Genomic DNA, 15,899 nt, shown 5'->3' with positions numbered 1-15,899 from the left:
TATGCATGCAACATGGTGGGTCGTTAATGGTATAAAATTTGTCTTACAATCGCACCCATTGTCGGAAAAATTTATGCAACAGGGGTACCGTTCTTAACAGGTTGTTCAGGTTGTAAGAGTACCACGTCATCTTCACCAGGAATGCCACCGATTACCAATACTTCAGATTTAAAGCCTGCGATACGTCTGGGAGGAAAGTTGACTATGGCTACTACTTGTTTTCCTACCAGTTGTTCAGGTTCATACCGCTGCGTAATTTGGGCTGAAGATAGTTTAATGCCTATTTCTCCAAAATCAATTTCTAATTTAATTGCAGGCTTCCGCGCTTCTGGGAATGGATCTGCTTTCAACACAGTGCCCACACGAATATCTAATTTTAAAAAGTCCTCAATTGCAGCCAACACCATCACCTCATATTTTTAGTCCAATTTGAATTTATATTGTTTACCATTTCATCTCGATTCTGAAATCAGATTTATACATACTACTCTCCGTTGCTCGAAGCGAAAGACGGCTGACTCCTGAGGGATCCGCGTGTAACTTGAGACCCCGCAGAGTGCCGTGCTATTTGCGACCGAGGGCTCATGACACCCTTGACAAGCGTGCCGTCTGGCGCGAAAGTGAGAAGCAGTAGTCACAAGAGATTTTTAAATACTCTCACAATATTATACCATAAATAACCTAAAATCATTGTAAAAAAAGCACCGCTAAATGCGATGCTCTAACGTATTGAATTACGTATTCACTTTCTTATTCATCTATCCATTCGTCAAATCTCTGAAGAAATGCACTCATCGCTTGCTTGCTCGATAAGTTAGGCACTTTCGTCAATAGCACATCAGGCGTGCCCACTATTTGTTCAGACGGTTTTTGCAGGATTAGGATGCTTTTTTCATGGACAGCGTTCTTGAATAATGAATCAGGTAATTGAATGACTGCACGGACGATAGCATTCTTTTTTAAGTATTTATGCAAGATCCCAGCTTGGTCAGATTCAAACAATGTTGCTGGAATAAGATAAATACCATAGCCGCCTTCTTTCAAATGATTCATGGACTGTTCAATGAATAAATGATGAGAGAAAGCATGTCCTTCTTCCGCCATCATTTCAAAATTCACCGCATTTTCATCATCTGGATAATAGCCTACCGGTAAGTCGCATACAACCATATCAACGGGGTCAATCAACAAGGGACGAAGTGCATCCTGAACGAAGAAATGGACTGGCTGCTCCATCAAGTCCGCTGAAACTGCGGCCAATCTGACCAATATTTCATCGATTTCCACAGATGACGCGACTACCCCATCTCCGATTGAATTCATGACTGTAAACAGAAGATTTCCTGTTCCAGCTGCAGGATCGAGCAATGTCACCACTTCCTCGCCTTGGACGAGTTTTGCAGCAAAATGGCCAATGAGCATACCGATTGCGTCGGGTGTCATTTGGTGATGTGATTGAACTTGTTGTTTCATGCCTTTTAAAACGGCAAGTTGAATACCTCGTCGGATATCCTCTTTTGTGACGGTTGTAGACAATTCTGGTAGCTGTTCGCCCGACAGCCAAGCATTGCATGCATCGATGACGGACTCTAAGTAAAGTCCTTCCTTATCCGCAGAAGCATAAGTATCGATAAAGGTGAAAATATTTTCAGTATTTGTCGCCATTCATATCCCTCTTATCAAAGAATACCTCCATAAGGAATTTCTTCCTCTGAAGGCTTCATCATTATTGTACATTCAAACAGACAAAAGCCCACCCGTTTCCGAGTGGGCTGGATTAATGATTTTTAGTTTGTAAGCTTCTTGACTTCCTCAATTGCTTTAGCGTAATCGGGGTGATTCGTTACTTCCTGAACGTATTCTACATACGTCACCTTATCATCTTTATCGATGACGAAAATGGAACGAGCCAATAATCGTAATTCCTTTATGGCGACTCCGAACGCTTCACCAAATGATAGATCTCGATGATCGGATAATGTTTTAACGTTTTTAACATCTTCTGCTGCTGTCCATCTCGCTTGCGCAAATGGAAGATCGACGGAGATTGTCAATACTTCGACATCGTCTCCAAGTGAGAGTGCTTCTTCGTTGAATTTTCGGGTCTGTTCAGAACAAACACCTGTATCAAGCGAAGGGACAACACTAATGAGTCGGATTTTACCTTTTGAGTCGTTTAACGTAACGGGTTTTAAATCATTGGATAGAACTGTGAAATCGGGAGCTTTGTCTCCTGCTGTTACTTCTGTACCTAGCAATGTTACCGGGTTTTCTTTAAAAGTGACATTTACCATATAAGACGCCTCCTTATCATTTCACTTCATTCTACTAAACAATTGTTCCGCCTTGCAACTCATCACCCTCACGTTCTCGCTTATATGTCACGACTTCCTTTTCGAAAGCCTGTTCATGAATGACGTAAGTATCTGCAAATAGATCATGTAGCGCTTCCTTTTTTGGCATGAAGATTACGAGCAAATAAGGAATGGTCAGCAGTTTGGATATAAAACGGCCAATCACTTCGCGGAATAGAATATTCCCCCACGTCAAATTGCTATTATCAGTACGTATCACTTTGATGCCCAAAATCATTTTGCCGACTGTTTGACTGAAAACTTTGGTCATAACAGCAAAATAAGTGAGGAACAACATGAGTAAAACGACTTTATACGGACTGAATAATAGGAATCCCGGGTTGCTAATCGGAAAGTCAACTATTCTGAAAAGCGGTTTGATGAGAATTCCGCTGATTGAAGAAACAATGATCAAATCGATTAAATATGCCCAAAAACGCGTCCAGAAGCCAGCAAATTTCGGTCTGAACTGTTCTGATTGAACGGTTTCGTAAACAGGTGTCCGAATAGGTTCAGGAATTTGTGCCGTCTCTTCTGTATGCTCAATATGATCCGTCATTCAAACTCCTCCTTATCTTTCACCATATAGATACATCATGCGTGGTGCATTGTGATCAGTCAGTATTTTAGCAATCAATTCTGATTCCACATCACGACCGAAGAAACTACCGACTTTCACTCCAAATAGTGAACTGAAACTATCCATTGGTGAATATTCGAAAACCGTTGCATTTTCTAATTCATGATCCACTTTGATGGCATCGATTACATCACCGATTTTGCCGAAGTCATCCGCAAGACCTGCTTCGATTGCCTGTCTCCCATTCATAACTCGGCCATCCGCAACCTTTTTCACTTGTGCAGTTGTCATATGGCGGCCTTCAGCGATGATATCGACAAAACGATCATAAGAGTCATTGATCATCTCTTGGAGCATATTTCGTTCTTCTTTCGTCATTTCACGGGAACTACTCATCATATCTTTGTACGGACCTGTTTTAATCGTATTGAAATCGATTCCCACTTTATCCGCAAGTTTTGCATAGTTGATACTTTCCATAATGACACCAATCGAACCAGTAATTGTTTCAGGATGGACGAAGATTTTTTCAGCAGGGGCTGACACATAATAACCGCCTGAAGCAGCCATTCCACCCATTGAGACGTAGATTGGAATTTCTTTTTCAATTTGGATTGCCCGGATTGTATCATAGATGTCCGACGACTCCAGCACACCTCCGCCAGGCGTATCGACAGACAAAACGACGCCTTTCACAGACGGATCTTCTAAAACATCATACAGTTGAGACATGAACATCTGATGGTTGTAGCCGACTGCTCCGAATAATGATCCAGCACCTGTATCCTGGATGACACCATTTAAGGAAAGGACAGCTATTCGGTCGCGGCCTGTTCCTTGCTCGATGAGTACTTCTTCATAACCTGCATTGGCTGCAGTAAGATCTTCAAATATACTATTGAAGTCTCTTGTGAATATGTATGACAGCGAGTTGACTCCTATTGATATAAAAACCAATATGGACGCAACGCCGATTGCCACTACGCGTTTTATTGCCATTAATTATTTCCCCTTTCCTTCTACCATCATTATATACGTTTTAACATGAAGAAATGTTTCACTTACTCCATACTTATCGACTGTTTTCTAATGTATGGGCATTTCTTCTTACCAAAACAGATTCATACACTTTAGAAATAGTGAATATGATCAGCGCAGTCCAAATGATTGAAAAAGATAGAAACTCCATTTTGCCAAATGATTCTTTGTACATGAAAACACCAAGAATAAGCATCATTGTAGGGGCAATATATTGGATGAAACCAGCCACATATAATGGTATCATCTGAACACCCTTTGCATACATGACAAGGGGTAGTGCAGTTGCGATTCCAGTTAAGATAAGCAGTATATCCGTTTTGAAATCAGAATGCAGAAATACAGCGTCTTTTCTTACGAATAACCAAATATAATAGCCAGCTGCAAATGGCACAATAAAGAATGTTTCAATCGCCAATCCGCGCAAGGCATCCAAACGGATACTTTTCTTGATGAACCCATAAAATGAAAACGATAACGCAAGTCCGATGGCAATCCACGGTATTTTCCCATATGAAATGGTTAAAATGGTGACCCCTGCAACAGCAAGGAGAAATGCCGTTTTTTGTGCGTTCGACAGTTTCTCTTTCAAGAAGAAGACACCGAGCAGGACTGAGACAAGAGGGTTTATGTAATAGCCTAAACTTGTCTGGACAATAAATTCATGATTGACTGCCCATATGTAGATAAACCAATTTGTCGTAATAAGTAATGAAGCTAGATAAAGGCCCCAAAACTGTTTTTTGTTTTTCCATAACTCTTTAAAATCGGCCATTAGCCGTCTGCCATCTCTCACAATCATTACTGCTAAGAAGGTGAAAATGAATGCCCACACGATTCGTCCCGTTAAAATCTCTGCACTTTGCACATGATCTAAATGCTTCCAATAAATCGGCATGAAACCCCAGATCAAAAAAGACCCAACGACCCATAGTGCACCGCTCTTTTCATTGTTCATGGACTAGCCTCCTTACATAAATAAAGAATAGTCCAAGTATAGACCCTTCATTTCATATCGTAAAGCCATTAAAAAACCGTCCCTCAATCGTTGAATGATTAAAAGGACGGTACACCATTATCAGTTGTTTTGTTCATTTTGGCGAAGCTGCACACGCATAATCTTCCCTGAAGCAGTTTTCGGCAACTCTTCAACAAATTCGATTTTTCTTGGGTATTTATACGGAGCAGTCAGTCTCTTCACATGTTCTTGTAATTCCGTGACTAGTTTCACGTCTGGTTCCATTGCCCCGTCCCGCAACACAATAAATGCTTTGACGATACTGCCTCTCGCCTCATCCGGACTGCCTACAACCGCGCATTCCCGGACTGATGGATGCTTCGTCAGTGCATCTTCGACTTCGAATGGTCCAATAGTATATCCTGAACTGATGATAATGTCATCGCCGCGGCCTTCAAACCAGAAATAGCCGTCTTCATCAATTTTCGCTCTGTCACCTGTAACATAATACTCATTCCTGAATTGCATCTTCGTCCGTTCGGGATCGTTCAGATATTCTTTAAATAACGCTGGAGTCGATATATGAACAGCTATATCCCCTACTTCTCCTGCAGAAACAGGATTACCTTCATCGTTTATAATTTCCACCCGATTGCCCGGCGTCGGCTTACCCATCGAGCCTGGCCTAGCTTCCATTCCGAGCATCGTTCCAACGAGCAGTGTGTTTTCCGTCTGCCCATAACCGTCTCGAACCGATAAATCGAACGTATTTCGGAAGATATCGATGACTTCTCTGTTCAGCGGTTCTCCTGCAGATACAGCACTTCGTAATGTAGACAGATCTTGTTCTGCAAGATTCCCAGCCTTTGCCATGAAACGGTATTCCGTAGGCGTACAGCAAAGGACATTTACTTGATATTTTTTGATCATCTTAAAATAGACATTTATGTCAAACTTGCCATCATAGATCAGCCCCGTTGAGCCACTTCCAAGGACGGATAAAAAAGGTGTCCACACCCATTTTTGCCAACCAGGTGCAGCTGTTGCCCAAACTACGTCACTTTCTTTTATGCCTAGCCAATTCGGCGCTGTCGTTCTTAAATGGGCGTATCCCCAAGCATGTGTATGGACTACACCTTTCGGTTTTCCCGTCGTACCTGATGTGTAAGATAAGAATGCCATATCTGTATTCCTTGTATCTACAGTTTTGAATTCTGCCGATGCATTTTCCATTAATGTCGTTAATGATTTCTGCCCCTTCTCCGCTTTACCGATAACGAATAACTGCACATCCTGTAAATTTCCGACGGATTCCAGTTGATCCGTAAAAGCTTCATAAGCAACAATTGCTTTTGCCCCACTATGCTCCAATCTATACTCCACGTCTGTCGCCCTTAACATTTCAGAGCTCGGTATGACAATGATGCCTGCTTTGAGAGCGCCAATATATGTACTGTAAGCCTCGATGAGTCTGGGCACCATAATGAGGATAACATCGCCTTTTTGTAGACCGTTTTCAGTAAAAACATTTGCCACTTTGTTAGCTGATTCCATAAGTTCATCATAAGTGACGACTTTTTCGTGGCCTGATGAATTTACGTGGATCAAAGCTCGTTTTTTAATTCCATTTGCATATTTTTCGAATTCAGATACAATATTATATTTTTCCGGAGCTAATAATTCTTCTCTATTCATCAATTCCGCCACCTTTCTTTGGATATGACAAGTATACAAAGAAGAGTTTTAAATTTCAAAAAATATAAACTATGTAACAGATGTATTGAATAACTTATAACGTTGACGGCGATACTGATATGTAAATGAAATTGATATTAAAAAATCGCCCCGGAGAAATTCCGGAGCGATTCATCATTACTGATTGTTATTTCTGATAACCGTTCATTTGTGATTGAGCTTGACGCACTAATCGCTTAGTAATTTCTCCGCCGACGGATCCGTTGGCACGCGATGAAGCATCAGGTCCAAGTTGTACACCAAATTCTTGTGCAATTTCATATTTCATTTGGTCAATAGCTTGTTGTACTCCTGGAACGAGGAGTTGGTTTGAATTACCGCTGTTGTTGTTTGGCATGTCGTTATCACCTCCTTGTAACTATAGAATGGTCGAAATCTCAAAAATCATGCAGGTGGATTCTTATTGTTTTTTTTAGACCGGCTATATTCATATGGATAGATGTATGCTCGTTCATCCATTCCATATACTCTATTCGAATTGAAATTCAATATTATCGTTATTCAGATCCCTCCATACTTCCCTCTTTTTCGAATAAATCATTTTGTTTAGTCGATACTAAAATGCAATTATGAAAAAACCGCCCCGGAATTTTCCGGAGCGATTCATGAGTATTGTTTGTTATTTTTGGTAACCGTTCATTTGTGATTGAGCTTGACGCACTAATCGCTTAGTAATTTCTCCGCCGACGGATCCGTTGGCACGCGATGATGCATCAGGTCCAAGTTGTACACCAAATTCTTGTGCAATTTCATATTTCATTTGGTCAAGAGCTTGTTGTACTCCTGGAACGAGGAGTTGGTTTGAATTACCGCTGTTGTTGTTTGGCATGTCGTTGTCACCTCCTTGTGACTATAGAATGGTCGGTATCCGAAAAATCATGCAGGAGGATTCTTTGGTAATTACTAACATATTCACAACAGACTATCGAACGCTTCAACGTCTTCGATCAACTCCGACGCTTCAATAACTGTTCGATTTCGAACGGCTTCTTCAATCAATGGATTGAAGTCGAAGAAGCTTTCATAGTAGTGCACCTTCTCTAGCTTCGGTTTTGTTTTCGGACTGGAAGGTGTGAAAATCGTGCAGCAGTCTTCATATGGCCTTATTGATATATCATACGTTCCAATTTGTTGTGCTATCGCTATGATTTCAAGTTTATCCATCGCGATGAGAGGACGCAAGATCGGTGTAGATGTCACTTCATTGATAACTGTCATGCTTTCGAGTGTCTGGCTAGCAACTTGCCCAAGACTTTCCCCTGTAATGAGACCGTTCGCCTTAATTTCTTCTCTCACAAGATCCGCGACCTTCAGCATCATTCTTCTTGTTGTCGTCATCGAAAGATTGGCTGGAATTTGCTTCACAATCGCTTGCTGAAGCTCCGTGAATGGAATGACATGAAGTCTGACAGATGCACCGAATGAACATAATCTTTCAGTCAGATCCATTACTTTCCGCTGAGCCAGTTCGCTTGTATATGGTGGGCTTGCAAAGTGAATTGCATCAATCGACATCCCACGCTTCATCATTTGATAGCCTGCAACCGGACTGTCAATACCTCCAGATAACATCAGTAGAGAGTTCCCATTTGAACCTACAGGCATACCGCCCGCTCCCTTGATCACTTCGGATGTAAGGAATGCACCTTCTTTACGGATATCGACAAGCAACACGATATCTGGTTTTTTCATTTGAACAACCAATCCTGGGAATTTACTCAGCACATAACCTCCGACTTCCCGTTGAATTTCAGAAGTCACCATCGGAAAATCTTTGTCTTGCCGTTTAACTTCAACTTTGAATGTCTTGCCTTCCGTTTCTGCAGACCCAATCACTTCAACTGCTTTTTGTTGGATGCTCTCCAAATCTGCAGAACACTGCGCGACTGGACTGAATGATTGGATTCCAAAAACATGTGGCAACCGAAAAATTGCCTGTTGAAGATCATCCGAACTCTCTGCAACTAGAAACATGCGATCACGCTCTGCATGCAATTGAATCGATTTCAAGTCAAGCATCGCACTTTTTATATTATTTTTTAGTTTACGCACAAACAGACTGCGATTTCGACCTTTTAACGATATTTCGCCATAACGTATTAATATTTCATGCCACTCCATCTATTACATCCCTTTCTCGATTACATCCATAAACTGTTTTAGAATATCGATTGTTTTTTCAATTTGTTCATTTGTATTATTGTTGCCAAAACTAATACGGATAACTCCGTGTTTGAATTCATCATTTAATTGAATTGCCTCTATTACATGCCCGGCATTTTTAGCTTTTGAAGAACAAGCACTTGATGTCGAAATGATTACACCATTTTCCTGAAAGAAATTGACAGCCACTTCACCTTTGATCGATTTGAAAGATATGGCTAAAATATGCGGTGCACTATGGTCGGGACAAAGCACTTGGATATTTTCATACAGATGACAAACAGCCATCATCTCATTACGCCATTTGCGGAAATCCTTCATCTCGGAGCTAACTGCACTTAATCTGAATGCTTTTGCCAAAGCAACTGCATGCGCAAGAGAGACTGTTCCACTTCTAAGACCATTTTCTTGGCCACCGCCAAAGAGGATTGGATGCGGTATGACACCTTTTTTCATAAGCAATGCGCCTGAATTTTTCAACCCATTGATTTTATGACTTGAAACAGTAATTGCATCAACGCCCAATCCGCTTACTGTAACAGGAATTTTACCGAAACTTTGCACACAATCCGAATGGAAGATGGCACGACTTCTGGATTTTATAATTGTTGCGCATTCGCGAATGGGTTGGATTGTGCCGATTTCATTATTCACGTGCATGATGCTCACGAGAATCGTCTCGGGTCTAATTTTCATTTTTAGTTCTTCTAATGAAATCAAACCAGATTCATCAACTGTCAAGTAGTCGACTTCAAATCCCATTTTCTCTAACTGATAGCATGCTTTCAAAACGGAGTGATGTTCAATACTTGTTGTGATAATATGGTTTCCTCTGGACTGATAAGCTTGTGCAAAACCCATAATGGCCAAATTATTCGACTCGGTTCCGCCGGATGTCAAAACCACTTGCCCATCCTTGTTTCCCGCTATTGCCAACATTTGAAGTTTTGATCGTTCCAGAAAGTTTTCAGCTTCCTTTCCCATACAGTGGAGCGAGGCGGGGTTCGCGTAATACTTCTCGTTTAAGGTAATGAACGACTCCATAACTTCCTTATTAGGTTTAGTCGTTGAACTGTTATCCAAATAGATCATAAGTATTTCCTTTCCGGTTTGTTAGTTTACTGCTGCCTTAAGAAATAGACGTGATAAAGCCACCTGCAATCATTATGCCGGTGGCTTTGTCATTACGCATGCTCTTTCAACATCTCTTCAATTCGTTTCATAGCTCCCGGTTCAACTGCTTCCACTGCTGTTGCCGCTTCTTCCAATGCTTTTGCATATCGGAATTGCCTGAACGACTCTTCTGCCTCAAGCAATTTTTGGTGCATGACAGGATTGGATGCGCGATACCGATTCCCGTATTGGATGATGCGCTCAATTAGCATGACATTTTCAAGCAGTTCTTCCACTCTTTCGTTTACGTCATTGACAACGGTCTCTGCGTTCGCCAAGTAGCTCTCAGCAACAGCCATATTAAGCGGCACTTCCTGTAAACTTTGACTGACAAGATATAATTGCTCATCCGCTTCCTCGAGACGGGCATCCATTTCGTCCGGTATACCAGGTATATTCCCACGATGGAGTTTTCGGTCACCTGTTTGCAATTTGCGTGATAACTCTTCCAACTGTTTACGCACATTATTTTCATCAATACGTAGATTTTTCATGCGGTTCGCTAGGCTTTCCTGATCCGCCGCAATGATTTCAAGTTCGTCCGAAATTTGTTTGAGCTCATTCTGAAGTGCAGAATAAGCAGAACCTTCATCTTCCATCAGAACTTGCAATGTATCGTACCGTTTTTGAAGTATTTCGAGCTTCTTGATGCTCGCTTCAGGTAGTTTCGCTTCCTTTTCGTCTAGACGATAGCTTTGTTGTACGTAAATTGCTTCATCGAATATTTCTTTTGCAAATCGAATAATGCCGAACAACGATTCTCCGATAGCGTTAAAGTTCTGATCTACATAATGTCTCGAATTCACTTCGTTTTCGAGCGAATCATAGAACGATTCGATTCTGTCGTTCATTTCCGTCACTTTCTGAAGAACTGGATCGATGTCGAGCTGGGACAGCTTAATAAGTTGTTCAGCAATTTCAGATTCAATCTCTTGCAGTTGTCTTGATAATTCAAGGTGCTCGAGATTATACGATTGCTCTTCCATCTCTTTACTTCCGTTACGCAACTCTCTAATCGAAGTAGGTATCTTGTTTTGAAGATCCGTCAGCAAAGATGGAATATCATGAATCAGTGCCGATAGTTGCTCACCTTTCGAAGACAAAGTAATGACAATTTCACGTGCCAACAGATAATTGCCGTTAGCAGTCAGTTCATCATATTCTTCAAACTTCGGAGTGAATGATTCTAACTCTTTTTCCAACGGTTCGACAGTCGTTCCGAACGCATGCTGATGGGCTAGAATTGTTTTTCTCGCTAGTCGATATTGTTCGCGAAGCTTTTCCATCTCAATCCGGTTCTTTTCTTCACTGCCTACCAGTTCATTCAGTTCATCCAAGATGGTGTCTTTCTTTTTTTCGCATTGACGTATTCTTTCTTGTATCTCTTTTTCCGTTTCTGTCGCTTTTTTAAAACGGAACCGATCAACCATGTCTTCAACATCAAATAGCATTGAATCGATTTTCGGCATATGTATATCGATGACTTCTGTCCATTCATTGCGCCATCTTTCGAATTTCTCTTCGGTTTCGCCAGTCATGTTCAACTGTTTGACTTTCATCATCTCTTCGAAAATCGGCTTATTCTGTATTTGCAGTTTTTCATTTTCCAATATGCCGATCTCGCGTATATGTTTTCGTCTGAACAAAAAGGCGATCGTCACAAGGACGAGCAAGATAATTATTGGAATGATGAAGTATTTCACCATTGTGATCCCCCTATTCCAAAGTCACTGAAATGTTTCCGTCATTTTTACTGTTTTCGCAGATAAAATTATATTATCTTATATAATAACATGTTTAAAGTATTTTCATACCGAAAACGACGTAATTTTAGAGATATTGGTCTATTCTCTCCTATAAACACGATATTTGTAGAATTTTGACGTCAGACGTATACTTAATGTTACTACATACTTATGGAGGTGCCTCTTTGTTTACTGCTACTGACTATTCAGATATTCCCACAGAAAAATACACCCAGTTATCCAAACAGCTTGATGCACTATTGACAGGCGAAACGAATAAATATGCTAATCTCAGTAATGCATCTGCGCTTCTCAATCAATTTTTTGACCGGATCAACTGGGTCGGTTTCTATTTAATGGATGGAGAAAATGAGCTTGTCCTTGGGCCGTTCCAAGGCTTGCCCGCCTGCATACGAATCCCACTCGGCAAAGGAGTATGCGGAACTTCAGCTTCAAAAGGCGAAAGTATCATTGTTCCCGATGTAAACGCATTTCCTGGTCACATCGCATGTGATTCGGCCTCTCGTTCTGAAATTGTCATCCCTTTACTAAAAGACGGAAATGTGATTGGTGTGCTTGATGTTGACAGTCCAGCGTATGACCGATTCGACGAAGAAGATCAGCGCGGACTTGAAAACTTTGCAGCTGTATTGATCAAACATCTATAAGAAAAAATCGCCTGACGGCTTCTATATCCGTCAGGCGATTTTTTCATGAATGTGTAGTGCTATGTTGTTCCAATGCTGCGAACGCTGATTCTAGATCATCAATAAGATCATCTGCATATTCCAGTCCTACTGACAGTCGGAGCAATGAATCTGTTATACCCATCTGCTCACGGTCTTCAACAGGTACACCGGAATGTGTCATTGTAGACGGATGTTGAATTAGTGTCTCAGCATCACCGAGGCTAACAGCAATTTTAATTAACGATAGCTTATCCATAAATAGCTGGGCACTTTCTTTGCCACCTTTGACTGTGAATGAGATGAGTCCTCCGCCCGCTCTCATCTGACGTTTCGCAATTTCAAATTGCGGATTCCCTTCATCGAATGGATAGTAAATCGATTCCACCAACTTCTGAGACTTTAAATAGGTTAACAGTTTCTCTGCATTAGATGTATGCTTTTCCATACGGACTGGTAACGTCTTCAATCCTCTTATTAATAACCAGGCGTCAAAAGGCGACATGATTGCACCATAGTCTTTTTGTACAGTCATGCGTAATGTCTGAATTTCTTCAGCATCTTTTCCAACGAGCAGTCCTGCTATGACATCTCCATGCCCATTTATATATTTCGTTGCACTATGCAAAACGAAATCAGCACCGATATCAATCGGATTCTGCAAGTAAGGGGATGTGAATGTATTGTCCACGACTACTTTCAATCCGTGTCTCTTTGCAACATTTACGACCGCTTGCAAATCAACCAGTTCCATCGTCGGATTGATCGGTGTTTCAACGTATATACATACAGTTTCCGGTTTGATTGACCTTTCGATTTCTTCTTCTGTCGTCATGCTAATTAGGCTATGGGTTATCTGATATTTATCTTCCATCAGCCCTAACAATCCGAACGTGCAGCCATAAATTCCTCTGGAACAGAGAATATGATCACCAGATTTTGTTAAATGGACAAGAACTGAGCTGACCGCTGCCATTCCAGATCCGAATGCGAGTGCTCCGGCACCATTCTCAAGAGCGGCTATCCGGTCCTCCAGCACTTGTACCGTCGGATTGCCAAGTCGCGAGTAGATATTTCCTGCTTCTTCGCCAGAAAATCTTTTTTCGCCTTGAACAGCATTTTCAAAAGAATATGTGGATGTCTGATAAAGTGGGACCGCCAAACTACCGTGATGCTGCTTATCATCGTAACCTTCATGGATGACTACTGTGTCTTTGTGTAGAGGTTTATTTTTCAAAGTATTTCCGCCCTTCGTCATTTTGTAAGCACTTACATTTCCTTATTTCATCTTACCTCTTTTTACGCAAAAGAAAAAGAGCAACTTCAGCGTCATTTACGCAATGAAGTCGCTCCATTAATAACTAGCTGGTTCTTACCTTCACGTTTAGCATGGTACATGGCTTGGTCAGTCAGTTGGAACAGCTCATTATAAGAATCTTTCATTTTTCCATCCCAATAAGTTAAACCCATTGATACTGTTACACTCGGATTCGTGACGAAAGGAATAGTTTCGACAAGTGACTGGGCAAACTCCACCCCTTCTTGCATCGTAAAAGTTGAAAGATAGATAGCGATTTCTTCGCCCCCCCATCTACTTGCAACTCCCTTACCATTGACCATTTTTAATATATGAGATGAAATCTGTTGCAACACTTCATCACCTGTCTTATGACCAAATGCATCATTCACCAACTTGAAATCATCTACATCCATGAGGAGCAACACACCTGATTCGCCTTTTGCAATGGAAGATAAGACGATTTCGTCAAGGTACCGACGAGTGAACAATTTCGTCAGATTATCTTTATCGACGAGTTCCTGCAATTGATCACGTAAAATAATGTTCGAAATCGCCAGCGACGAATGACTAATCAGTGATTTCAACAATTTAAAGTTATCAAATGAAAAATAATACTGCTCCTTATGCAGAAGGATGACAAATCCGAGCATATCTTCTCGATTGACGATTGGTAAAGCAATCCGAGACTGATAGTAATTGAATTCGAGCGATAAGGAACCATCAAAAACCGCTTCTTTAGAATGTAGGAAGTGGTCAGCCATCGGTTCGATAATCGTCATACCGATATCCTCATGGAAAATATGTGTACTATAATCGGACAGGGTAGTTTTATTATTTTCATCATAAAAAACGAAAGCTATTTCGTCTGGATTGAAGGCTTTCAAGAACTGTCTTTTCAAATAAGATATTACTTCATCCAAGGTTAAGTTGTTATTGAGCTTTCTGGACGCTTCGTTCACTAATTGTAAGTCGTTCACTAGACGGTGGGATTGTTCGTACAAACTGGCATTTTCAAGTGCAATTCCAGCAGCATTCGTAATCATACGGATAAAATCTTTTTCTGTCCGCGTGACCTTTGAATCCAATGCCGACGTAATCTGTAAAATTCCGTAAATACCTTGTCTACCTCTGATCGGCGCGTTCAACAAGTTAACACCCATCTCCATGTCCCGTTCCAGCGTCAGTTCACCGGATAAAAACGCTTCGACAGCTGACGCTCGTTCATTCAAGTGATCGAACAGACGATATGCTTCGGCAATGCCTCTTTGTTCTTGCGAGAGCATCAATTGGATATCGTTAGTGCCGCATGAATCAGACACAACCTTTACCATGCCATCTAAGATGACCGTCGTTTCCATTGTCGAATTAAATAGTTCAGCCATTTCGAAAAGTCGCCGATACATCTTTTCCTGTTCCGATATGCGTTCCATTTCAATTTCTTGGCCAAAGTAAGTACCAAGTACAGATTTTAATTCCTTCAAACTTGGAGAGGCTGCGAAGTCCAACCACTTTTCGGACGCTTTAAACAGAATCGCTGCAAGTGGGACAAGTTCGCTGTTGCGAATAATCAGCGAGTCGTCTGCAGAAACCGATCCTTCATGTCCCGGAGAGATGAAGGATACACTAAACAGAGGGTTAATAGCATTCATCTGGTCTTCTGCAAATGCTGTTTGATGCGTTGCCTCGCCATTTTTACGGACAGGTACAAACCGATTGCTTTCATATAATAAAATATCTACAAATTCCATTTCGAAAATTTGTATAAAATGACACTTAAATTCTTCAAGACTTTCCTCTATAGCTCTACGGTTCATTGGATTTGAAAATAATTTAAATATCGCAGATTTCATTTTATACAAAATCAATTCATGGTTATTCATACTTATCATCCTCATCTCGCGTTTGCCTGCTGAATAACTGACTATCCTTCTATTCTAATACATACAGACTATTTTTAACAATAAACAAGATAGGACTTTTTACCATCCAGATCCCTATCAATCATGCTTGACTCGAGACGAACAAGTTGTTATGATAGAACTTGTGTAAAATATTTGCAGCAGTTGTATGATCCATGCTGTTCAGTCCATTCCTTTTAAGAAGGTGTATCACGTAACCTCTAGGCTGCTGAGGCGAAGATGCAAGAT

General features: G+C 41.0%; 15 protein-coding genes. 1 reads left to right on the top strand and 14 read right to left on the bottom strand.

Going from position 1 to position 15,899, the window contains the following annotated elements; all coding sequences use genetic code 11:
• Window positions 1–71: 71 nt before the first annotated feature.
• From csaA to ezrA, 12 genes are all read right to left on the bottom strand, one after another.
• The gene (gene csaA / locus QWT69_RS05595) at window positions 72–401 is read right to left on the bottom strand and encodes a chaperone CsaA (protein ID WP_317969808.1); all 330 of its coding nucleotides are present in this window, start codon (window positions 399–401) and stop codon (window positions 72–74) included.
• Window positions 402–750: 349 nt separating this feature from the next.
• A complete protein-coding gene (locus QWT69_RS05590; protein ID WP_317969806.1) occupies window positions 751–1,665 on the bottom strand; it encodes a class I SAM-dependent methyltransferase in 915 nt (304 codons plus the stop codon).
• A gap of 122 nt (window positions 1,666–1,787) precedes the next feature.
• The gene (gene tpx / locus QWT69_RS05585) at window positions 1,788–2,294 is read right to left on the bottom strand and encodes a thiol peroxidase (RefSeq protein WP_317969804.1); all 507 of its coding nucleotides are present in this window, start codon (window positions 2,292–2,294) and stop codon (window positions 1,788–1,790) included.
• A 34-nt stretch (window positions 2,295–2,328) separates the two neighbouring features.
• On the bottom strand, window positions 2,329–2,913 hold the full coding sequence (locus QWT69_RS05580) for an RDD family protein (protein WP_317969802.1): 585 nt from the start codon (window positions 2,911–2,913) through the stop codon (window positions 2,329–2,331).
• A gap of 12 nt (window positions 2,914–2,925) precedes the next feature.
• A complete protein-coding gene (sppA, locus tag QWT69_RS05575; protein ID WP_317969800.1) occupies window positions 2,926–3,933 on the bottom strand; it encodes a signal peptide peptidase SppA in 1,008 nt (335 codons plus the stop codon).
• Window positions 3,934–4,006: 73 nt separating this feature from the next.
• The gene (rarD, locus tag QWT69_RS05570) at window positions 4,007–4,930 is read right to left on the bottom strand and encodes an EamA family transporter RarD (RefSeq protein WP_317969798.1); all 924 of its coding nucleotides are present in this window, start codon (window positions 4,928–4,930) and stop codon (window positions 4,007–4,009) included.
• A gap of 120 nt (window positions 4,931–5,050) precedes the next feature.
• Window positions 5,051–6,625 carry an acyl-CoA synthetase MbcS gene (gene mbcS / locus QWT69_RS05565; protein ID WP_317969796.1) on the bottom strand — a complete coding sequence of 525 codons (1,575 nt, stop codon included), beginning with the start codon at window positions 6,623–6,625 and terminating at the stop codon, window positions 5,051–5,053.
• Between the two features lie 187 nt (window positions 6,626–6,812).
• Window positions 6,813–7,022, bottom strand: a complete 210-nt coding sequence (locus QWT69_RS05560) for an alpha/beta-type small acid-soluble spore protein (protein WP_317969794.1) — start codon at window positions 7,020–7,022, stop codon at window positions 6,813–6,815.
• 282 nt (window positions 7,023–7,304) lie between these two features.
• On the bottom strand, window positions 7,305–7,514 hold the full coding sequence (locus QWT69_RS05555; RefSeq protein ID WP_317969792.1) for an alpha/beta-type small acid-soluble spore protein: 210 nt from the start codon (window positions 7,512–7,514) through the stop codon (window positions 7,305–7,307).
• An 83-nt stretch (window positions 7,515–7,597) separates the two neighbouring features.
• A complete protein-coding gene (thiI, locus tag QWT69_RS05550; RefSeq protein WP_317969790.1) occupies window positions 7,598–8,806 on the bottom strand; it encodes a tRNA uracil 4-sulfurtransferase ThiI in 1,209 nt (402 codons plus the stop codon).
• 3 nt (window positions 8,807–8,809) lie between these two features.
• Complete coding sequence (locus QWT69_RS05545) at window positions 8,810–9,940, bottom strand: cysteine desulfurase family protein (protein ID WP_317969788.1); 1,131 nt, start codon at window positions 9,938–9,940, stop codon at window positions 8,810–8,812.
• A 92-nt stretch (window positions 9,941–10,032) separates the two neighbouring features.
• Entirely contained in the window at window positions 10,033–11,727 is a 1,695-nt protein-coding gene (ezrA, locus tag QWT69_RS05540; protein WP_317969786.1) for a septation ring formation regulator EzrA, read from the bottom strand.
• Between the two features lie 224 nt (window positions 11,728–11,951).
• Between ezrA and QWT69_RS05535 the strand changes: the two genes are divergently transcribed.
• On the top strand, window positions 11,952–12,434 hold the full coding sequence (locus QWT69_RS05535) for a GAF domain-containing protein (RefSeq protein WP_317969784.1): 483 nt from the start codon (window positions 11,952–11,954) through the stop codon (window positions 12,432–12,434).
• A gap of 43 nt (window positions 12,435–12,477) precedes the next feature.
• Here the strand turns inward: QWT69_RS05535 and megL are convergent, their stop codons facing one another.
• Both megL and QWT69_RS05525 read right to left on the bottom strand, forming a co-directional pair.
• Complete coding sequence (megL, locus tag QWT69_RS05530) at window positions 12,478–13,689, bottom strand: methionine gamma-lyase (RefSeq protein ID WP_317969783.1); 1,212 nt, start codon at window positions 13,687–13,689, stop codon at window positions 12,478–12,480.
• A 92-nt stretch (window positions 13,690–13,781) separates the two neighbouring features.
• On the bottom strand, window positions 13,782–15,632 hold the full coding sequence (locus QWT69_RS05525; RefSeq protein WP_317969781.1) for a sensor domain-containing diguanylate cyclase: 1,851 nt from the start codon (window positions 15,630–15,632) through the stop codon (window positions 13,782–13,784).
• Between the last annotated feature and the right edge of the window lie 267 nt (window positions 15,633–15,899).

Origin of the sequence: Sporosarcina oncorhynchi (assembly GCF_033304615.1) — a bacterium.
Taxonomy (GTDB): domain Bacteria; phylum Bacillota; class Bacilli; order Bacillales_A; family Planococcaceae; genus Sporosarcina; species Sporosarcina oncorhynchi.
This window is presented reverse-complemented; position numbering and strand designations above follow the sequence as displayed.